Origin of the sequence: Pseudomonas duriflava (assembly GCF_007830155.1) — a bacterium.
GTDB lineage: Bacteria > Pseudomonadota > Gammaproteobacteria > Pseudomonadales > Pseudomonadaceae > Chryseomonas > Chryseomonas duriflava.
Map to the genome: position 1 here is coordinate 68483 of NZ_VLKY01000014.1, position 21283 is coordinate 89765.

General features: G+C 55.2%; 19 protein-coding genes. 11 read left to right on the forward strand and 8 right to left on the reverse strand.

Translation table 11 applies throughout. The annotated features are described in order from the left end of the window. Window positions 1-340 precede the first annotated feature (340 nt). From IQ22_RS18445 to dksA, 5 genes are all read right to left on the reverse strand, one after another. Entirely contained in the window at window positions 341-1768 is a 1428-nt protein-coding gene (locus IQ22_RS18445) for a sigma-54-dependent transcriptional regulator (RefSeq protein ID WP_145144714.1), read from the reverse strand. Between the two features lie 62 nt (window positions 1769-1830). Then, the gene (locus tag IQ22_RS18450) at window positions 1831-4788 is read right to left on the reverse strand and encodes a sensor histidine kinase (RefSeq protein WP_145144716.1); all 2958 of its coding nucleotides are present in this window, start codon (window positions 4786-4788) and stop codon (window positions 1831-1833) included. Then, window positions 4772-4948, reverse strand: a complete 177-nt coding sequence (locus IQ22_RS18455) for a hypothetical protein (protein ID WP_010796831.1) — start codon at window positions 4946-4948, stop codon at window positions 4772-4774. The genes IQ22_RS18450 and IQ22_RS18455 overlap by 17 nt, the downstream gene beginning before the upstream one ends. 102 nt (window positions 4949-5050) lie before the next feature. Then, a complete protein-coding gene (gene gluQRS, locus IQ22_RS18460) occupies window positions 5051-5932 on the reverse strand; it encodes a tRNA glutamyl-Q(34) synthetase GluQRS (RefSeq protein WP_145144718.1) in 882 nt (293 codons plus the stop codon). Between the two features lie 53 nt (window positions 5933-5985). Beyond that, complete coding sequence (gene dksA / locus IQ22_RS18465) at window positions 5986-6429, reverse strand: RNA polymerase-binding protein DksA (RefSeq protein WP_145144720.1); 444 nt, start codon at window positions 6427-6429, stop codon at window positions 5986-5988. A 242-nt stretch (window positions 6430-6671) separates the two neighbouring features. Here dksA and IQ22_RS18470 point away from each other — a divergent pair, with 242 nt between their 5' ends. The 8 genes from IQ22_RS18470 to deoD all read left to right on the forward strand — a co-directional run bounded on the left by IQ22_RS18470 (window position 6672) and on the right by deoD (window position 14741). After that, on the forward strand, window positions 6672-7844 hold the full coding sequence (locus IQ22_RS18470; protein ID WP_145144722.1) for a pyridoxal phosphate-dependent aminotransferase: 1173 nt from the start codon (window positions 6672-6674) through the stop codon (window positions 7842-7844). 27 nt (window positions 7845-7871) lie between these two features. Beyond that, window positions 7872-8582: a DNA/RNA nuclease SfsA gene (sfsA, locus tag IQ22_RS18475; RefSeq protein ID WP_145144724.1), complete on the forward strand. Its 711-nt coding sequence runs from the start codon at window positions 7872-7874 to the stop codon at window positions 8580-8582. A gap of 453 nt (window positions 8583-9035) precedes the next feature. Further along, window positions 9036-9941 carry a nucleoside-specific channel-forming protein Tsx gene (locus IQ22_RS18480; protein ID WP_145144762.1) on the forward strand — a complete coding sequence of 302 codons (906 nt, stop codon included), beginning with the start codon at window positions 9036-9038 and terminating at the stop codon, window positions 9939-9941. 69 nt (window positions 9942-10010) lie between these two features. Continuing rightward, on the forward strand, window positions 10011-10424 hold the full coding sequence (locus IQ22_RS18485; RefSeq protein WP_145144726.1) for a cytidine deaminase: 414 nt from the start codon (window positions 10011-10013) through the stop codon (window positions 10422-10424). 69 nt (window positions 10425-10493) lie between these two features. Beyond that, window positions 10494-11756: a NupC/NupG family nucleoside CNT transporter gene (locus IQ22_RS18490; RefSeq protein WP_145144728.1), complete on the forward strand. Its 1263-nt coding sequence runs from the start codon at window positions 10494-10496 to the stop codon at window positions 11754-11756. 54 nt (window positions 11757-11810) lie between these two features. Beyond that, the gene (gene deoC / locus IQ22_RS18495; RefSeq protein WP_145144730.1) at window positions 11811-12587 is read left to right on the forward strand and encodes a deoxyribose-phosphate aldolase; all 777 of its coding nucleotides are present in this window, start codon (window positions 11811-11813) and stop codon (window positions 12585-12587) included. A 1-nt stretch (window position 12588) separates the two neighbouring features. Beyond that, window positions 12589-13893 (forward strand): thymidine phosphorylase, encoded by a 1305-nt coding sequence (gene deoA, locus IQ22_RS18500; protein ID WP_145144732.1) that lies wholly within the window; start codon window positions 12589-12591, stop codon window positions 13891-13893. A 137-nt stretch (window positions 13894-14030) separates the two neighbouring features. Further along, window positions 14031-14741, forward strand: coding sequence for a purine-nucleoside phosphorylase (gene deoD / locus IQ22_RS18505; protein ID WP_145144734.1), 711 nt, complete (start codon window positions 14031-14033; stop codon window positions 14739-14741). Window positions 14742-14938: 197 nt separating this feature from the next. Here deoD and IQ22_RS18510 read toward each other — a convergent pair whose 3' ends face one another. The 3 genes from IQ22_RS18510 to IQ22_RS18520 all read right to left on the reverse strand — a co-directional run bounded on the left by IQ22_RS18510 (window position 14939) and on the right by IQ22_RS18520 (window position 17754). Next, the gene (locus tag IQ22_RS18510) at window positions 14939-15736 is read right to left on the reverse strand and encodes a cyclic nucleotide-binding domain-containing protein (protein WP_145144736.1); all 798 of its coding nucleotides are present in this window, start codon (window positions 15734-15736) and stop codon (window positions 14939-14941) included. A 72-nt stretch (window positions 15737-15808) separates the two neighbouring features. Then, complete coding sequence (locus IQ22_RS18515; protein WP_145144738.1) at window positions 15809-16096, reverse strand: TfoX/Sxy family protein; 288 nt, start codon at window positions 16094-16096, stop codon at window positions 15809-15811. 116 nt (window positions 16097-16212) lie between these two features. Beyond that, on the reverse strand, window positions 16213-17754 hold the full coding sequence (locus IQ22_RS18520) for a bifunctional aminoglycoside phosphotransferase/ATP-binding protein (protein ID WP_145144740.1): 1542 nt from the start codon (window positions 17752-17754) through the stop codon (window positions 16213-16215). A gap of 117 nt (window positions 17755-17871) precedes the next feature. On the opposite strand from IQ22_RS18520, the gene mrcB reads away from it, so the two are divergent. From mrcB to IQ22_RS18535, 3 genes are read left to right on the forward strand one after another with little or no spacing between them, the layout of a single operon-like run. Further along, on the forward strand, window positions 17872-20193 hold the full coding sequence (mrcB, locus tag IQ22_RS18525; RefSeq protein WP_145144742.1) for a penicillin-binding protein 1B: 2322 nt from the start codon (window positions 17872-17874) through the stop codon (window positions 20191-20193). Window positions 20194-20204: 11 nt separating this feature from the next. Next, window positions 20205-20957 carry a tetratricopeptide repeat protein gene (locus IQ22_RS18530; protein WP_145144744.1) on the forward strand — a complete coding sequence of 251 codons (753 nt, stop codon included), beginning with the start codon at window positions 20205-20207 and terminating at the stop codon, window positions 20955-20957. Continuing rightward, window positions 20957-21283 carry a YqcC family protein gene (locus IQ22_RS18535; protein WP_145144746.1) on the forward strand — a complete coding sequence of 109 codons (327 nt, stop codon included), beginning with the start codon at window positions 20957-20959 and terminating at the stop codon, window positions 21281-21283. The genes IQ22_RS18530 and IQ22_RS18535 overlap by 1 nt, the downstream gene beginning before the upstream one ends.

Below are 21283 nucleotides of genomic sequence, written 5' to 3' on the forward strand. Positions count from 1 at the left end.
CCAAGTGGTCCGCCATACGACTCTTCTCCAAAATGATCAGTTAGCTACGCCTCCGCCTGCTTGTTCTTATTGTGCTGGAGTCGCTACGTCTTGTTCTTATTATCTTTTATCTGTTTCTTATTCTTGTTGTGCCATTAAGAAAGCAGTTCCTGTGCCAACTTTTGAAAATCCTTTATAATCAATAAGTTATCTATATATGTAGTGATTTCCTAGAAGGGCAACATGAAAAAACCGTTACCGTTTACCCCGTCCTTGTAACGGCGGTAACACTTTTAGGAGGGAGGGTAAGTGTTACCGGGCAGTTAAAAAAACCGCATCAGTAACGATGCGGTTTTTTACCCTAGGACAGGTCAGTGCTGGTAGCGCCCGTTTTTCGCCGGGGAATACCTAAGCGCTGGCGGCGCTCCCAAAGACATTTGCGGCTGATACCCAATTTGCGGGCCAGCTCGGTTTCAGTCATGTGATCTTGGTGCTCAAGAACGAAATGTTGGAAATAATCTTCTAGTGACAAATCTTCGGTAGGCTCATGACCATCATTGGCACCGCCTAAAGGCGAATCCAGGGGCTCAAGAAAATGATTGCCTAAGTCTAGATCTTCCAGCTCGATGTCGATGCCCAATAGATCGGGCTCGATTTCCTGCTTTTCACTCAATATGACGGCGCGCTCTATGGCATTTTCCAGCTCACGCACATTGCCTGGCCATGAGTAATGACGAATAGTCAGTTCGGCATCCTGGCTGAAATACATGGGGTCACGGCCCATGCGGTTAGCCTGGCGCGCTAAAAAGACCCGAGCGATTTCCAAAACATCGTTGCCGCGCTCACGTAAAGGCGGAAGACGTAGAGCAATCACATTCAAACGGTAATAGAGGTCTTCACGGAATTGACCAACTTTCGCCAGGCTTTTCAGGTCACGGTGCGTGGCTGCAATCAGGCGTACATTAACTTTCTGCGACTGTACAGAGCCAACGCGACGAATTTCGCCCTCTTGTAAAACACGCAATAGGCGAGCTTGCGCTTCTAGAGGAAGCTCGCCTATCTCATCAAGAAAGAGCGTGCCGCCGTCAGCGGCTTCGACCAATCCGGTACGGCTGGCACTAGCACCGGTAAAAGCGCCTTTTTCATGACCAAACAGCTCAGACTCGATTAGGGTTTCCGGAATGGCGGCACAGTTGACGGAAATGAGCGGTGCTTTGACGCGGCGGGATAGATTGTGAAGCGCACGTGCAACCAGTTCCTTACCGGTGCCGGACTCACCTTGAATCAATACGGTCGAGTCGGTAGGCGCAACCTTGCGGATTTTGCCATACAGGTCCTGCATTGGAGCGCAGCTGCCAATGATCCCAATATCGCTATCGGCAACGGGTGTGCCTTCGCTGCGAGAAGCGGTACGAGGTTCACTAGAGGTCTGAGTCTGTTCACGCTCGACCAGAATCCTTGCGATGGCTTGCAGCATTTCATCATGATCAAACGGCTTTGCAATGTAATCGACGGCTCCTTGCCGCATCGAGTCCACGGCTGACCGTAGGCTGGCATAGCTCGTCATGATCAGGACAGGCTTGCCGGCTGCCAAATCAATCAGCTCGGTACCGGGCGCGCCGGGCAAGCGTAGATCACTAATGATGAGGTCAAACGAGGGAATGTCGTAGCGCTCCTGAGCCTCCTGCACAGAGCCGGCTTCGCTGACCCTGAACTGATTGCGCTCAAGCAGGCGGCGTAAGGCCGAGCGAATAATGGTTTCGTCTTCGACGATCAGTATATGTGCCATGTTTGGGCTCTCTCGACGGTGGCAGGGCAAAGGCGCCAGGCAGTAGCGCACACGGGTTCGCCCTACATTCCGGTTACGGCTCGATCGGTATGTTCAACATGTCGCGGCAACTTCACGCGTATGCGTGTACCGCGGCCTTGTACAGGATCAATCGGGCTGTCGATCATTATGTCGCCATAATGCTCTTCCACGATGGAATAGACCAGTGCAAGGCCAAGCCCCGTTCCTTTACCAGGGTCCTTGGTCGTAAAGAAGGGTTCAAACAGGCGGCTAATTATGGCTTTTGGAATGCCGGAGCCTTCGTCCTCGACGATAAGTGTGACCGTTTGTCCATCGGCTTCGCTGCGAACACAAATGGTGCCATTTGCAGGCGAGGCATCTCTTGCATTAGACAACAGATTAATCACGACTTGAACGAGTCGCTGGGAGTCACCCATAACCCAATGATCAGGATCACACAGGTTGAGGAACTGTACATCGACGCTGCGCCGGTTGAGTGACAGCAGTGCAATGGCTTCTTGCGCAGTATCCAACAAGCGCACGGGTTCCGGGTCGTGTTGCCGACCACCGGCATGGGCAAAACTCATGAGGGATTGCACGATACGCGTGATGCGGCGGGTTTGGTCAATGATCTGGCCGCTGATCTCCTGAATTTCTGCGTCGGCCTCACGCTCCTCCTGCAGAATTTGGGCAAGACAAGCGATTCCTGTTACAGGGTTGCCGATTTCGTGAGCCACCCCAGCCGCAAGTCGGCCAATAGAGGCCAGCCGCTCAGAATGAATAAGGCGGTCTTCCAGCATCTGTGTTTCGCTGATGTCTTCAACTACCAGTACGGTGCCGCTGTTGCCAGGTGCCAGCGGTTCGTCGATTGTAGCTTTATGGAGGTTGAGCCAGCGTTGGTCGTTGTCGAAGGCCAAGCGCTGTTTGTAGAGGTGTTGATCAGGTGACTCCAAAAAGCCTTCGAAAAGAGCCTTCCAAGGTTCGGGCAGTGCTGAAAGACGAGAGCCTACTACCTGCAGGGAGTCAATACGGGTCAGCTTTTCCATGGCCCGGTTCCACATGAGGATTTCACAATCCTGAGCTAGGGCGCAGACACCCATTGGCAGCTCCTGCAAGGTTTGCCGGTGATAACGACGCAAGGCATCCAGTTCGGCGGCAAGGCCGGTCAAACGGGATTGGTAATCTTCCAGCCGGCTCTCAATGAAATGAATGTCTTCAGTGACGTAAGCCTCGCTACCTTCCTTATAAGGTAGGAATGTTTCCACAATATCTTGCGCAACTCGGGGGCCCATCAGGCCAGACAGGTTGGCCTCGATACGGTCACGCAGGCGGCGCAGCGCATAGGGACGATGCTCATCGAACGGGAGCAATAGATCGTTCAAGGCGCGCTCGACTTCTTTTTGGGCCGTTTTGGCCCCGAGAGGTTTGGCCAGTTGCGTAGCAAATTCCTGAGGGGAACCGACAATTAATTCGCGTCGTTGCGGGCGCCGGACATTATCAACAGCACAGGCTTCCGCTGCGCTCTTTTCCTCTTGGCTGGCTTCGGTAAAGAGCGAGACCAGCGCGAACACCAATACATTGGCCGCCAGCGAAGTCAGGGCAGCCAAGTGCCAGTTGGTCGCGTCAACATAATAGGAGAAGGGGCCGACCGTTACGCCCTGCAGCAACCCGATGGCTGGGAGCAGCATGGTTAGTACCCATAATCCCATGCCAGTCAAAAGGCCTGCGATAAAGCCACGGTGATTAGCGGTCTGCCAGTAGAGAACGGACAGCGCTCCTGGCAGGAATTGTACGGTGGCAACAAAAGCGACAATTCCGAGGCTGGACAGGTCGCTATTTCCCCCAATCAACCGGTAAAAACCGTACGCTGCCAAGATAATGGCTGCGATCAGCCCGCGACGCGTCCAGCGTAACCAACGATAAATGTTACCGTCGGTCGGCGGTTGGTAGAGTGGCAGTACCAGATGATTAAGTACCATGCCCGAGAGCGCCATGGTCATCACAATAACGACGCCACTGGCTGCTGAAAGCCCACCGATAAAAGCGATCAAGGCAAGGAGCGGATTATCCAGCGCCATGCCTACCCCCAGTGTGAAATATTCAGGGCTGGTCGGGGCGCCCAGTGCAAGGCCACCCCAGAGAATCGGCGGAACGGCTAGGCTCATCAGCAGAAGAAAAAGAGGCAAACCCCAGCTTGCGCTTACCAAGGCTCGCGGACTCATGTTTTCGGTGAAAGCCATGTGATACATGTGTGGCATCACAATTGCGGCGGCAAAGAAAACCAATAGCAGGATTCGCCAGGGACCTTCCTGCAAAGGTGTATGTAAGGTGGAAAGAGCTGTTTGGTTTTGTGTCAGCCAAATCTCCAGCCCCTCCGGCCCATCGAATACGCTGTAAAGCGTAGTCAGACCTACTGCACCCAGTGCGATCAGTTTTACGAGCGACTCGAAGGCAATGGCTACGACCAGCCCTTCGTGGCGTTCGCGGGCGCTGATCTGGCGTGCGCCAAACAGCATGGCGAACAAGGTTATTAGCGTACAAAACGCCAGTGCTGTGCTGTTTTGAGCTTGGGCACTGATCAGGATTCCCGTACTGGTTGCTACAGCCTGGATCTGCAGGGCTAGCAGCGGTAGTACGGCGATGACCATAAGTAGGGTGGTAAGGGCGCCTGCCCAGGTACTGCGGAAGCGAAAGGCAAACAGGTCGGCCAGTGAGGACAGCTGGTAGGCACGAGTCAGGCGCAGGATGGGGTAAAGCAGCACGGGGGCTAAAAGAAACGCGCCGCACAGGCCTAGATAATAGGAAAGGAATCCGTATCCATAGTCATAAGCCAGGCCAACCGTGCCGTAAAAGGCCCAGGCACTGGTGTAAACGCCCAGCGAGAGCGTATAGACAATGGGGTGACGAACCAGGCGGCGGGGAACCCAGCCCCGCTCGGTCATCCAGGCTACGCCAAAGAAAATCAGCAGGTAGCCTGCGCTGATGGCGATCAGTTGGGACAGACTAAAGCTCATCGGCATCGCGCTGACTCTGAAGGATGAAAGTGACGACGATGAGGATCAACCAGAGTAGGTAAGGTCTATACCAAGCGCCAGTCGGGTCGATCCACCAGTCCATGATGGCAGGAGAAAAAAGATAGATGCCCACAACCAGAAGCAGGACCAACCGATAGATGTACATGACGCGTTCTCATGCCAGACGTGTTCCGATGGTAGCCGATGCTAGGCATGGCCTGCATCCTTCATAAGTAGAAGCCTAGCTGACATGGCAACGACTGAACCTTCAGCAAAGGTCTGCCTCGGGAAGCGTCAGGCACTGCGGGATGGCCTGAGGCTGCCAATGAGCGATGCCCCAGCGCAGTATCTCGGCTGGGGTAGCACCCGTTAATTCTTGTGGCGGATGTTGTTTCAGAGCGCGCAGGCCGCGCAGCAACAGCGAACTGGCTTCGTTGGCCGCGAGTGGCGGCGAACGATAGGATTTACCCAGCTTGTGACCATCCGGTTGGATAATCAGGGGAACGTGCAGATAGCGTGGCTGCGACAGGCCCAGTAGCTCCTGCAAGTAAAGTTGTCGTGGCGTAGAGTCCAGCAGGTCCGCGCCACGAACGATATCGGTTACGCCTTGCCAGGCATCGTCCAGAACAACGGCTAACTGATAGGCATAGAATCCATCTCGACGGCAAATAATAAAATCGCCAACTTCACGGCCTAGATGTTGTTGAAACGTGCCTTGTACCCGGTCGGTAAAGCTATAGACCAATTCGGGTACTCGAATACGAATAGCGGCCTTCTGCGGTAGGTGCTGGGCATTGCGGCAGATCCCGGGGTAGAGGCCGCCAAGCCCTTCGAGCTGCTTTCGCGAGCACGTGCAGGCGTAGGCGAGACCGCTTTGCATCAGGCGCGCAACCGTCGCGGCGTAGATTTCGTGGCGTTCACTTTGCCGCTCAATGGGGCCATCCCATTCAAAACCGTAACGTTCTAGCGTTTGGAGAATAGCATCCTGAGCCCCGGGTACCTCACGAGGGGGATCCAGGTCTTCCATGCGAACCCGCCAGATACCTTGCTTGGCACGTGCATCCAGATAGGAAGCAAGAGCTGCGATAAGGGAGCCAAAATGCAAATAGCCACTGGGAGTAGGCGCGAAGCGGCCGACGTAAGCAGTCATGACGTGAACTGAGCTGTAGATAGCAAACGGGGCGCCGAAGCGCCCCGGATCGGTCAGGAACCGACCTGCTTTTCCTTGATTTCCGCTAGCGTCTTGCAATCAATGCAGAGGCTGGCTGTTGGACGGGCTTCGAGACGGCGGATACCGATTTCGACACCGCACGACTCGCACCAGCCGTATTCGTTGTCTTCGATCATCTGCAGCGTCTCGTCGATCTTCTTGATCAGCTTGCGTTCACGGTCCCGCGTACGCAGTTCGAAGCTGAACTCTTCTTCCTGTGTAGCACGGTCGGCCGGGTCGGCATGGCTGCCGGCATCTTCCTTCATGTGGCTCACGGTGCGGTCGACTTCCTCCCGCAACTCCTGCTTCCACTTATTGAGAATACCAGTGAAGTGCGCACGCATGCGCTCACTCATGTATTCCTCGCCTGCCTCTTCCTTGTAGGGCTCAAAGCCACGGGTCAAAGGGGCGTTTTGCTGTTTTGCGTCGGTCGGCATGGATGACCCTCTCACTTTCGCTAATCCTGTCCGCAGGCTGGATATGTTTGACTGGGCAAGAGGCCCCGCGGATGCAAGCGGGCGAACTTACCAGAAGCCATGATGCGGCGCTACTATCTAAATCCCTTCTTTCTAAGGGTACGGCTACTTTGTTTGCCGGAGCCCCGATCATTGGTGCGTTATTGGTGCCATCTGTATAGCCTTGGTTAGAATTCCTTCTTTCTTACAAGTTCGGATAGACCATGGCCAATTCATTTAGTGCGCGCAGCCGTGCCATTGAGCCTTTTCATGTTATGGCGCTGCTGTCGCGGGCCAATCAGTTGCAGGCCGAAGGGCACGATGTCATTCACCTAGAGATCGGCGAGCCGGACTTCACTACCGCAGAGCCCGTTATAAAAGCAGGGCAAGCTGCCTTGGCTGAGGGTGCCACACGTTACACGACGGCTCGTGGTCTGCCGGCTCTGCGCGAAGCCATTGCAGGCTTTTATGCCGAGCGCTATGGCGTCAGGATTGATCCCGAACGCATCATGATTACACCTGGGGGTTCGGGGGCTCTGTTGTTGACCAGTGCTCTGCTGGTGGACCCAGGCAAACATTGGCTACTGGCTGATCCAGGATATCCCTGCAATCGGCATTTCCTGCGCTTGGTCGAAGGCGCGGCGCAGCTGGTGCCAGTAGGGCCGGAAACACGCTACCAATTAACACCGGAGCTGGTCGAGCGGCATTGGACAGATGATAGCGTAGGCGCGTTGGTGGCCTCGCCGGCCAACCCGACCGGGACGGTCTTGCATCGAGATGAACTGGCAGCGCTTTCCCAGACATTGAACCGTCGTGGTGGTCATCTGGTGGTAGATGAAATCTATCATGGCCTGACGTACGGACTGGACGCGGCTAGCGTACTGGAAGTAGACGATACCGCCTTCGTGCTTAACAGTTTTTCAAAGTATTTCGGCATGACCGGTTGGCGGTTAGGCTGGTTGGTTGCACCTGACGAAGCAGTCCCAGAGCTCGAAAAGCTGGCTCAAAATCTCTACATCAGTGCCTCCACCGTGGCGCAACATGCTGCGCTAGCGTGCTTTACCCCTGAGGCTAATGAAATTTTCGAGAGTCGACGTGCTGAGTTTGCTCGCCGGCGTGACTTTCTTCTGCCAGCGTTACGTGCGCTAGGGTTCAATATCGAAGTTGAGCCCGAAGGTGCTTTCTATCTCTATGCCGATATGTCGGCTTTTGGCGGTGATGCGTATGCATTTTGCCAGCACTTTATCGAGACGGAGCATGTAGCGTTTACGCCGGGTCTCGATTTTGGCCATTACCGGGCTGGGAAGCATGTGCGGTTTGCCTATACCCAGAGCTTGCCGCGTCTTGAGGAGGCGGTTACACGAATCGCACGTGGCCTGAAGACGTGGCAGTCATGAGTTTGGATTTCATGAAGGGGAGGCGCTATGCAGTTTGATCCTCCGTTGGAAGAAGGACGCCTGATTCGTCGTTACAAGCGCTTTCTAGCCGATGTCGAGACCGTCACAGGTGAGTTGATCACGATTCATTGCCCTAATACTGGCTCGATGCTCAATTGCCAGGGGGAGGGCATGCGGATCTGGTTCAGCCGCTCCAGTGATCCCAAGCGTAAACTGCCAGGTACCTGGGAGCTGGTGGAAACGCCGCACGGCCGGTTGGCCTGTATCAATACGGGGCGGGCTAACCAGCTTGTCGAAGAGGCCTTGTTGGCCGGTACGATTACTGAACTTGCCGGTTTTACTGGCTTACGCCGTGAAGTGCCCTATGGTACTGAGAATAGCCGTGCCGACTTTAGGCTCTCTTATCCTATGGGAGAGGTCTTCGTAGAGGTAAAAAGCGTTACGCTGGGGTATGACAGTTCTGCCGTAGCGGCTTTTCCTGATGCCGTGACGATCCGCGGAGCCAAGCACCTGCGTGAACTGGCTGCCTTGGCTCGGGCTGGAAATCGTGCGGTTCTGCTGTATTGCGTTAATTTGAACGGTATTGAGGCCGTGCGGCCAGCAGATGATATCGATCCCGCTTATGCGCGGGCCTTATGTGACGCACAGGAGGCTGGTGTCGAGGTGCTTGCCTACGGTGTGCATATCACGCCGGTTGCTTTGACGCTCCAACATCCTCTGATCGTTCAACTTATGTAATCAAGCTGCGACAGGTCTATCGCGGTATGTTACTGCCGTGAAGCCCGCTCCGTTACCGTGCACATAGCATGACGCTGCGGGTTGCCCCTGTCTGCTCTGTGATCTATTGCGGTGCGCTGTCATTCTTCAGTCGCCTTAAACAGGGCACATCAGACGTCATGTGCGAAGGCCGCAGTCTATAGATCCCAAGGAAAATATGCGTTTGTGCTATTCCTGTCTGATCGGTCAGGTTTGGCACGGCACATGCTTGCGCTCCCTCCCGTTTTCAAGATGTATCCATAAGTAACCATTTCTGAATGTTGTCACTTTAGGTAGGTTCGAGCTCGTAGCTCCCCTGCAGTGCCTGGCTTGGCAGATGTTCGATTTTGAAGGAGCGTAACCGTGGAGCTACGTGAAGCTTTCCGTTCTTCATCCTTATCGCCTGCTGGATGGGGCACTGTTCTAGTGATCTTAATGTTCGTGTCAGGCGTCAGCCGGCCTGCCTGGAGTGCTACGCCGCCGGCCGAAGGCCGCGATAGTGCGCAGGGCGAAACGTTGAGCTACGAAATCACCGAGCCGGTCGACAAGGGAAAATACCTCTCCTCCTGGTACAACCAGAACTTCACTTTGATAGGCAGCAAGGACATCAGCTTTGGGCCGCAGCCGGTTGATGACATCTACTTGGAATATGAATATTTCGGTCGCAAGGGGCCTTTCGAACTATACGGCTATATCGATATTCCTAAAGTGCTGGGCATTGGTAACAGCCACGACAACGGGGTATGGGACAAGGGCTCGCCGGTCTTTATGGAGCATGAGCCTCGTATTTCCATTGACGAGCTGTTGGGCCGCAAACTTGGGTTCGGGCCGTTCAAGGAGTTCTATGTCGCTTTTGATTGGATTTATGACCATGGTCATAACAGCGACAACCGCGGCAATACCCTTTATAGCGGGCTGGGTACAGATATCGAGACGGGTACGCCGCTCAGTCTTTCCGCCAATTTCTATGCCCGGCGGCAATGGGAAAACTACGGCGCCGCAAATGAATACTCATGGGACGGTTACCGCGCTCAACTAAAGTACATCCTGCCCCTGGGGGCGTTCAGTAACGGTGCCTCACTGACATATATAGGTTTTACCAATTTTGACTTTGGCTCGGATCTGCACGACAAGGCCGGCCCGTCTCGTACCGCTAACGCTACCGTGGCGACCAACGTACTTCTGTATTCCTTTACGCACCTGCGCTTCATGGCTGTCGGCCGTTATTTCCATAATGGCGGACAGTGGAAGGATGATACTGAGCTGAACTTTGGCGAGGGACCGTTCCGGGCGCGCTCCAATGGATGGGGCTACTACTTTGGGGTTGGTTATCAATTCTGATCTGACTCTCTACCACGGCGCTCTAGGCTCGTTACAGTACCGGCCCGCCAACAGACCATAGGTAATAACATGAACGAAAACGCCTCGATTCCTCAGGGCTATCTACTTGAGGAGGCGAAAATAGCCGCCACGCTTACTTACTCTCCTTATTCGAAGTTTCCCGTGGGTGCTGCGCTCCTGACTGCACAGGGCGGAGTAGTTCGCGGATGCAACGTGGAAAACATCTCTTATGGGCTGACCAACTGTGCTGAGCGCAGCGCCTTGTTTTCCGCCGTAAGCCAGGGTCTGCCGCCGCGAAGCTTCAAAGCAATTGCTGTCTATGCACCCAATGTCGAACTGATCAGCCCCTGCGGCGCCTGTAGGCAGGTACTAATCGAGCTGATGGCACCCGATGCCGTGGTGATCTGCCAGGGAAGCAACCCTGCAGTGACAAAAGTATGGACGCTTCCAGAATTGCTTCCTGGTGCTTTCGATTCTTTCTAACGTTACCGCAGCATCTTCCTTCGGTTTAGAAGGGATGCATAGCCTTCTTGTGTGTTAGGAGACGACACCATGATCAGTCTTGTCGGGATGGCCGTACTCGTTGCGATTGCTGTTGCACTATCCGCCCATCGACGCGCCATCAACTGGCGTACGGTAGGTTGCGCGTTCCTGATTCAGGCAGCATTGGGCGCCTTCGCCCTGTATGTACCATGGGGGCAATCAACGCTAGCGGCTGCATCCAGCGGAGTGGCGTCCCTGCAGGGGTATGCCAACCAGGGTATCGATTTTCTGTTTGGTGGCCTAAGCAGTCCCAAAATGTTCGAGCTCTTCGGCAGCGGGGGCTTCATCTTTGCGCTTAAGGTCTTGCCGGTTATCGTATTCTTCAGCGCCTTTATTTCTGTGCTGTATTACCTGGGCATTATGACGCTGATCATTCGCCTGATCGGTACACCGCTGCGCTGGCTGCTAGGGACCAGTCGTACCGAGTCCATGTCCGCAACAGCAAATATTTTCGTCGGGCAGACCGAGGCCCCCCTCGTCATCCGGCCTTTTATAGCCACCATGACTCAGTCGGAGCTCTTTGCAGTAATGGTCGGCGGTGTGGCCTCGGTAGCGGGCTCGGTACTGATTGGCTATGCCAGTCTTGGTATCGACCTGAAATACCTTATTGCCGCCAGCTTCATGGCTGCGCCAGGCGGTTTGCTGATGGCCAAGCTAATGATGCCGGAAACTGAAAAGCCCCACGATACGTTGCGTAATGTGCTTGATACAGACGGTGAAAAACCGGCTAACGTGATCGATGCTGCGGCAGTTGGCGCATCTAGTGGTCTGGCATTGGCCTTGAATGTGGGCGCCATGCTGCTTGTGTTCATTGCCCTAATCGCCTTGCTCAATGGCTTGTTGGGCTGGGCTGGTAGCTGGGTCGGGTATCCACAGCTCAGTTTGCAACTGGTACTAGGTTACCTTTTCTCGCCGCTGGCCTTTGTGCTTGGCGTTCCCTGGAACGAGGCCATCCAGGCAGGAGGCCTTATCGGTCAGAAAATCGTGCTCAACGAGTTCGTTGCCTATGTAGATCTGGCAAATTATATCGATCCTGCCAGGGCCCTTGAAACAGGCCGCCAGATCTTGTCTGAGCGGACTCAAATCATCACAACGTTTGCCTTGTGCGGCTTCGCCAATCTGTCATCAATCGGCATTCTGCTTGGCGGCCTGGGCGTCATGGCTCCCAATCGACGTCAGGACCTAGCACGTATGGGGGTTAAGGCTGTCATTGCCGGCACGTTGTCCAATTTGATGAGTGCAGCGATTGCCGGTTTTTTCATTGCACTTTGATCCATACGGGTGTTTATCCGCGCCCGGTTCACTGCCTTGCTTTGGAGTTTTGCCATGAGTTATTCCGCAACGACGGCGCTTGCTACGCAGGCTATCGGTCTGCTGGATCTTACGTCACTTAACGGTAACGATAGTGACGCCACGATTACCGCTCTCTGTGAGCGCGCCTTGACGCCTGTTGGCGCCGTAGCTGCCGTCTGCGTTTATCCGCGTTTCGTGCCGTTGGCCCGGCAGGTTCTGGATCGCCTTGGCGCTGGCTTGGTACGTATCGCGACGGTTACCAATTTCCCCCAGGGCGATGCGGATATCGAGCGAGCGGCGGCGGAGACCCGAGCAGCGGTAGCGGCAGGGGCGGATGAGGTCGACGTGGTTTATCCATATCGGGCCCTCATGAAGGGTGACCGCAGCGTAGGGCATGCTCTAGTGCAGGCTTGCAAAACTGCTTGCGGCGAGCACGCCCTGCTCAAGGTCATCCTGGAAACCGGGGAGCTGGCCGATCCAGAATTAATCGAGTTCGCCAGTCGTGATGCTATTGCTGCCGGTGCCGACTTTATTAAGACCAGTACGGGAAAGGTAGCGGTCAATGCTACACCGGAAGCCGCTGAGATCATGCTGCGTGTCATCGCTGAACAGGGTGGGCGTGTCGGCTTCAAACCGGCTGGCGGCATGCGTACTCTGGACGATGCGCGAATGTATATCGAACAGGCCGAGCGCTACTTGGACGCCAGCTGGGTTCAGTCTTCTCACTTGCGCTTGGGCGCCTCCAGTCTTTTGAACGATCTGCTCCGTCATGTAGGTCAGGAAAGTACAACGGCCCAGGGAGACTACTAGCATGTGGTTGGCCCAAGAGGTCATCCGTCGCAAGCGTGACGGGCTAGCATTGAATGCTGACGATATTCGGCGCTTCGTTCGTGGCATTACAGACGCAAGCCTGAGCGAAGGTCAGATCGCGGCGTTTGCCATGGCCGTTCTCCTCAAAGGAATGACCCTTGAAGAGCGTATCGCCTTGACGACCGCTATGCGCGATTCAGGTCAGGTGCTTCAATGGAACCTGCCGGGGCCCGTTGTGGACAAGCACTCTACCGGTGGGGTTGGTGACTTGGTCAGCCTGGCCTTGGCGCCGCTATTGGCCGCATGTGGCTGTTTCGTGCCGATGATTTCAGGGCGTGGACTCGGTCATACCGGCGGGACCCTTGATAAGCTGGACAGTATCCCCGGTTACAACTGCCAGCCGACACCTGAGCAACTTCGGCAGGTCGTGAAGGAGGTTGGATGCGCCATCGTGGGACAGACGACCAACCTGGCCCCAGCGGATAAACGGCTATATGCCATTCGCGATGTTACCGGCACGGTTGAGTCTATCGATCTGATCACCGCTTCCATCCTGGCTAAGAAACTGGCAGCAGGGCTCGATGTGTTGGTCATGGATGTAAAGACCGGCAATGGCGCATTTATGGCTGAGGCGCAACAGGCCCATGATCTGGCCGAGAGTATCGTTGCAGTAGCCAGGGGAGCCGGTGTGAAAACCCGAACCCTGATAACCGACATGAATCAGCCGCTGGCGCGCAGTGCAGGTAATGCCCTGGAAGTTGCCGAGGCCATTGCCTTGCTCAAGGGCGAGGTGCGTAGTGCACGGCTATGGGAGGTCACGCTGGCGCTGGCGGAGGAAGTGCTCGTTATGGCCGGGCAAGCCGACACGCTAGTGGCTGCGCGGGAGCGTCTGCTCAATGCATGGAAAAGCGGGTCGGCGAAAGAACGCTTTGCTCATATGGTGCGAGCCCTGGGAGGGCCGCTAGATTTAACCGAGGCGCCTGAACGTTACCTACCCATTGCACCTGTTTGCCAGCCGGTATGGCCGGCAGAGCAGGGGCTCGTCATAAGTGTTGATACTCGGGCGGTCGGCCTGGCCGTGGTGAGCTTGGGCGGAGGCCGTCACCATCCTGAGGATCACGTGAACCTGGCGGTTGGCTTTAGTGACCTGGCTTTTCCGGGCGAGAGAGTAGACGAGACGCGTCCTCTGGGCTGGGTGCATGCTCAAAACCAGACGCAGGCCAATGAGGCAGCCCTGGCATTACGAGCCGCTTACCATTTGGGTAACAGCTACACCGACAAGCGGCTGATCCATAAGCGTCTATAGGCGTGGTCATGAAGAAAACCATCTTGCTAGTACGCGACTCCTTCAAGCCAGTGCCGCGGCTTGTACTTCTCAGGGAACCCACCATACAGGTTCCCTCGTTTCCATCGTCTTCTTATCGTTCTGCCGGAGCCAGCTGAATGCCAACCCCTCACATCGAAGCCCATCCTGGTGATTTTGCCGATACCGTCCTAATGCCGGGCGATCCGCTACGGGCACGCATGATCGCCGAACACTATTTGGAAAATGTCCAGCAGGTGAACGGCATTCGTAACATGTTGGGCTTTACCGGATGGTATCGCGGCCAGCGCGTCTCAGTAATGGGATCGGGTATGGGTATCCCCTCGATTTCAATCTATGCCCATGAACTGTACTCGCTTTACGACGTCCAGCGTATCGTACGAGTAGGCAGTTGCGGTTCAGTCAAGGCCGAGATCAACCTGCGCGATATCGTGATCGCAATGGGGGCTAGTACAGATTCAAACGTCAATCGCAAGCGTTTCGGCGGTTTCGACTATGCGGCCATCGCTGATTTCGATCTGTTGCAGACCACCGTTTCGACGGCAGCTCGGCAGGGCCTGCCAGTGCGGGTAGGAAATGTATTTTCAGCCGATCTGTTCTATGAGCCTAATAATCTGGCTTTCGATTGCATGAAGGCCATGGGCGTGCTGGCAGTGGAAATGGAGGCAGCAGGGCTCTATGGGCTGGCGGCGTCGCTTAACAAGCAGGCTCTGGCGGTATTGACTGTGAGTGATCATCTGCTTAGAGCAGAGCATCTCAGTCCAGAAACGAGACAGGAGGATTTTCATCAAATGGTACGGCTTGTGCTCGACGCATTGATCACGGGCTAAAATTCAGACAAAAAAAGACCCGGCAGAGCCGGGTCGAAACCGTGATTAGCCTGATGAGGAGATAACCTGAAAGGCCGACCTGCTAGTCTCTCAGTTATCAGAGCCGGTCTCGCAACCAGCTGATTCAAATAGTAGCAATTCTCATTAGCATGTCAAGCTATTCGAGAATATTTCTTATTCTCAGTTGCAAAAGGCCTTCATGGTTTCGTGTGCTGACGTAATTGAGTGACTTCCTTATTTAGTAAATCAATCCGGCGCGCCATACTTTCGATCAGGTTGTGAGCGATCCGTGGCGTGCTGTACATAAGGCTCAGGAACTGATCTTTAGGAATAATCATCACGGTGCAAGGTTGAGTTGCTACGACCGTAGCGCTGCGCTTCTCCCGAGTAAACACCGCCATAGCGCCGAAGATTTCATCCTTGCATACGTCTCCAACTTTCTGCCCACCCACTTGGGCTTCGGCATGCCCCTCAATAATGATGAAGACATGATCGGCATCTTCTCCCTGGCGGATCAGCTCGTCTCCTACTGCAAAATGCTTGAAGCCGGTAACCGGGCGAACGTCATGGGGTTTCAGTCTAACCAGAGCGTCACTGAGCAAGGCGGTCTGGCCTATGAGGTATTGAAGGAGCAGTTCCTGACGTTTCTCGCTTTCGTGAATATGCCGAAAGACCTCTGCACGTCGATAGGGGAGCAGTTCTACCGGCTCGTCACTTTCATAGCGGCATTCCGGCAGATCAAGTCCCTGTCGCATGCCAACGAGGTCGCCTTCCTGCAAGTAGAACAAGGGGCGTCCATCCACAGATGCATGCAGCAGACCGTGTTTGATTAGGAACAGATGATTGGCCGGCTCGAGATCACTCAGACCGTTGACCTGTGCAAATTTGACCGGCTCACCCGAAGGCGCCAGGCCATCCAGCAATTGCGCTGGTATATTTTGCAGGCGGCTAATCAGCCGAGTGGCATAAGTAGGCTGCTCGCCAAGAAGATACATGCTCTGAATCCTTTATCAGAGGTGTGAAGTGATTCGCACAATAAGCGGGCCGTTGCGAGACGTAAATGCTCTTCATCGGAGCTTGTGAGCTAAATCGAGTTCCAGGGCTAGCGCCTGAGCCTGAGCCAAAAGTGATTGCTTGTGCTGTGGTGTTAACTCATTCCAGTGAATATCCAGCAAAGCGCCTTCAATGGCGTAGAGCAAGACCTTGGACGTTCGAAATCCTCGTGCGCAGACTGCCATGTATGCGCCAGCGGAACCCCTGTTTCTAAGCTCATCCACTGTACGGATCCCAACGGCATGCAGCCACAGAACCGAGGTCTTGCCTAAATTCTTCAACAACAGCAACTCGTCACTCATCGTGCCCTCCAGGCCCGGGTCGTCTAAGTGCTCGCATAAACGCACTCATACGAGTGCTGTTTCTAGTGTAGCGCTTATCCCGGTGCCAGCAGGGCAGTTGATGTATGAGTAAAAGATTAGAGCGCTGATATCTTGTGCTGGAAGGTGGCGACCATCCGCTCAAGGCTTTCCATGTCGGTCATGTCTAGCGGTTGGCTGAATGCTTTTTCTTCAGACGTGAGGGCCTCACGACTCTCCTGCTGCGCCTGGATAACGGGTAAGGTCGCATCGGAAGGATCACGTCTTTCGGCCTGACGTTCCGCTAGCCATTGAGCGATGACCGTTTCAGGAGCATGGCAGTCAAGGATCAGAAAGGGTACGCCAGCAGCTTCGGCCACAGCCGCTGCGGCCCGTCGCGGCTCAAGCTTGAGATAAGTAGCATCCAGAATGACGGGATAACCTGCCTTGAGAATCTCAGCGGCCAGTTCATGCAGTCGAGCATAAGTGGCGTGGCCTGCTGCAGCGCTATAGAGCACGTCAGGATCGCTGTCCTTGATTATCCGCTTGCGCTCTACATCGGAGCGCACACGAATGGCTCCTAGCGCCTCAACCAGCCTCAGCGCGGCTGTACTTTTGCCTACCGCCGAAACGCCATGGGTAATCGCCAGTACCTGATACGGAATGGCACAGTAGCGCTCGGCCAGGTTCGTGTAATTCCGGTAACGCTTCAAGATTTCGGCTTTTCGTACCGGGTCCGAAACCTGACCATATTGGAACAGGTTGATCTTGGCCCGAACCATAGCCCGATAGGCCTTGTAGAACGGCAAAACATGCAGACCGGTATAATCCCCGGTCTGCTCGATATATGCATTAACGAACCGATGCGCCAGGGCCCTGTGATGACGATCCTCCAGATCCATGGCCAGGAAGGCGGTATCGGCCAGTACATCCGTCATACGGAACGGCTCGTTGAACTCGATGCAGTCGAACAGTACAACATCTCTATCCAACTGAGTCACATTGGCCAAATGGATATCGCCGTGACATTCCCTGATAAAACCTTCCGCCTTGCGGCGCTCAAATAATGGACGCAGGCGGGCAAAGTGCTCCTCGGCCCACGCTTCAAGTTGATCCAGTTGAGCCAGGTCTTCAGGCTGATCCAATAAAGGGCGAATCTGCTCGAAATTCTGCCGTACTGGCGCCATGACGGACTCAGGGGAGCCCAAGTCGTTTCGGTCGTCTACGACCGGTGCCGCCTGATGGAAGCGGGCAATCTGTTCGGCCAGGGCATCGATATGCCACTCCTTCAGCTCGCCGCGCTGCTCAATCTCACTAAGCAATTGGCTTTGCGGAAATTCACGCATTCTTATGGCGTATTCAATGACGGGCCCTTCACCGTTCAGCTGTGGAGCCTCCGGACAGCCTGTAATAGGTAGCACATCGAGATAGAGATCTTGAGTGAGGCGTTGATTCAGGCGCACTTCTTCACGGCAAAAATGCTCGCGAGCCTCAAGGGTAGTGAAGTCGAGGAAGCCGAAATTGACCGATTTCTTGATTTTATAAGCGTACTCACCCGTCAAGATGACCCAGGAGATATGGGTCTCGATTACAGCGAACGCGGTAACCGGGTGCGGGTAGAGGGCCGGGTTCTGAAGGGCAGTGATCAGGATCTGGCTCACAAACGGTCCTTGGCGTGGCAGTAAAAATGGGGGCTGCATTATGGCTGTTGTGCGGAAGCCTGCAAACCGCTAGCTGGCGTCTGCCTGACGTTTGCAAAGTGCGTATAATGCGCCGCCATGAAACGCACCCGATCCCCTCGCTCACGCTCCCGTACTCGCCAACCCTTCAACTGGCGTTCGCTTACCGGCTGGCTCTTTAAAATAGGGCTGGTCTGTTTGGTCGTCTTGGCGGGATTTTCCATTTATCTCGATGCCATTGTGCAGGAGAAGTTTTCCGGCAAACGCTGGACTATTCCTGCCAAGGTCTATGCTCGCCCGCTGGAGTTGTTCTCCGGACTCAAGCTGGGCAAGGATGATTTCCTGACCGAGCTTGACGCTTTAGGTTACCGGCGCGAAAAAACGGTCGAGGGCCCAGGCAGTGTCTCTGTGGCCGGCTCAAGCGTAGAGCTCAATACGCGTGGCTTTCAATTCTATGAAGGCGAAGAACCTGCACGCTCGATCAAGGTGCGCTTCTCTGGCGATTATGTTTCCGGTCTGAGTAGTTCAGACGGCTCAAGCCTGGCGGTGGCCCGCCTCGAACCTTTGTTAATCGGCGGAATCTACCCGGCTCATAACGAAGACCGTATTCTGGTCAAGTTGGACCAGACGCCAAAATCGTTGATCGACGGTTTGGTTGCCGTCGAGGACCGCGACTTCTGGACTCACCATGGCGTATCGCTCCGGTCTATCGGCCGGGCAGTCTGGGTCAACATGAGCAGCGGGCAACTCCGGCAGGGTGGAAGTACACTGACTCAACAGCTGGTCAAAAACTTCTATCTGACCAGCGAGCGAAGCCTGACGCGTAAGGCCACCGAAGCCATGATGGCTGTGCTGCTGGAGCTTCATTACGACAAAAAGGAAATTCTGGAGGCTTACCTCAACGAGGTGTTCCTGGGGCAGGACGGTACAAGAGCCATCCATGGATTCGGCTTGGCCAGCCAGTACTTCTTCGGACAGCCGCTGTCCGAGCTTAAACTGCATCAGGTAGCACTGCTGGTGGGAATGGTCAAAGGGCCATCCTATTATAACCCGCGTCGTTATCCAGACCGTGCCCTGGAACGTCGTAATCTGGTCATCGACCTCATGGCAGAGCAAGGTGTGGCCACTGCTCAAGAGGCCGCCATTGCCAAGCAGCGTCCCTTGGGCCTGACTAAATCGGGATCTCTGACAAACAGTTCGTTTCCAGGGTTCTTGGATCTCGTCAAGCGCCAGCTGCGGCAGGATTACCGTGAAGAAGACCTGACGGAAGAAGGTCTGCGTATCTTTACGAGCTTTGACCCGATCCTGCAAACCAAGGCCGAAAGTGCCATGGCCGAAACCATGAAGCGTCTGGATGGGCGCAAGGGTGTCGAGAATATCGAGTCAGCCATGGTCGTGACGAACCCTGAAACGGGAGAGGTTCAGGCCTTGCTAGGGGGCCGTGATCCACGTTTCGCTGGGTACAATCGCGCTTTGGATGCGGTTCGCCAGATCGGCTCGCTGATCAAGCCTGCCGTATATCTCACCGCTTTAGAGCGTCCGAGCCAGTACACGCTGACCACTCTAATCAAGGATGAGCCATTCTCCGTCAAGACCGGGGATGGTCAGGTCTGGCGACCGCAGAACTATGAACGGCAGGCGCACGGTACTATCTTCCTCTATCAGGGGTTGGCGCATTCTTATAATCTGTCTACGGCGCGCCTGGGATTGGATATCGGTGTGCCAGAAGTTCTCAAAACCGTTGAGCGCTTGGGTGTGAGCCGCTCCATGCAGCCATACCCCTCTACCTTGCTGGGTGCCGGTGCGTTAACTCCTATGGAGGTGGCTACCATGTACCAGACCCTGGCCAACGGTGGTTTCAATACGCCGTTGCGCAGCATCCGTAGCGTATTGGCTGCCGATGGGGAGCCACTCAAGCGATATCCTTTCCAGATCCAGCAACGTTTCGATCCCGGTGCGATCTATCTAGTACAGTATGCAATGCAGCGCGTTATGCGAGAGGGGACAGGCCGTTCGGTTTATACACAGCTGTCACCAGCATTGAATCTGGCAGGTAAGACGGGTACCACGAACGACTCTCGGGACAGTTGGTTCGCTGGCTTCAGCCAGGATCTCCTTGCCGTGGTATGGATGGGGCGTGATGACAATGGTAAGACGCCCCTTACAGGTGCGACGGGTGCCCTGCAGGTGTGGACCGGCTTCATGAAGCGAGCAAAGCCCCAGTCATTGGACTTGCCTACACCCGATAATATTGTTCAGGCATGGGTTAACCCAGCCACTGGCCAGGGCACTGATCCTAGTTGTCCGGGTGCGGTACAAATGCCTTATATTCGAGGGAGTGAGCCTGCTCCCGGTCCGGCCTGTGGAGGACAATCTCCATCCGACTCTGTTATGGACTGGGTGCGTGGTTGGTTGAATTGAGAGGGTAGAGCGTGACGAAAACGGTATGGGCGGCACTGGCCGCCACGGTAGTTCTCACTGGTTGTGCCACGCCACAGCGCGGCTCCATCCCTGTTGTCGATGCCAGTACGGCGGTTTCTAACCAGGAGTTGGCGCGAAGCAATGCGCCAGCGCCTGTTGGCCGTACCATGACGTCTAATACAGGAGCGTATGCTAGCGTACCGCAGGACAGTGGCGTAACCGTCATGGTGCCGGGCGATAACGCTGCGCCGATTCAAACATTTCCGGCAGCTCCTGCCAGTGCCCCGATTTCTACAGGGCCGATTACGATTGGCCCTTCTATGGAAGGGCCTGCAGCGCCATCATCTAATTCCACTTACGTACCTCCAGCGTCTACTCCTAGTGCCCCTACAGGTATCCCGTCCAGTAACAGCGGTAATGGCCTGGCCGCAGATGAGCAGCTAGATGGGCCGATACTGGCTTTGCTGACAACTGCTCAGCAGCAGCAGAGTGGAGGGGATCTAAATGGTGCCTCATCAAGCTTAGAGCGCGCTATGCGAATTGCCCCACGCGAGCCGCAGGTGCTTTATCGTCTAGCCGAGGTTCGCCTGGCTCAAGGTGATGCCGCTCAGGCTGAGCAGCTGGCTCGTCGAGGGCTGACTTATGCTGGCGGACGTCCTGCCTTGCAGGCCAGTCTGTGGTCGCTGATTGCGCAATCGCGTGAGCGGCAGGGAGATGCTGCAGGTGCGGCTGCAGCTCGTCAGAGAGCTAAGGTAGGTACGTGATGGACAGTCGTCTGGTAGCGTTGGCCGATCAGTTACTACTGATCGAGCGGGAGTTACGGGTGCTAGGCTGGTGGGAGCACGAGTCTCCCAGTCCTGCCGATCTCGCCAGTCAACAGCCTTTCTGTGTGGATACGCTGACCTTTTCACAATGGCTGCAGTGGATTTTTCTGCCTCGTATGAAGGTCATTATCGAGACAGATTGCGGGCTTCCAGAGCGCTCGGGCATTAAGCCGATGGCGGAAGTAGCCTATCAGAGTAACCTCAGCACGGTGACTGCCTTGCTAAATGCCTTGGGCGAGTTTGATCGTCTGATTGAGCACCGCTAA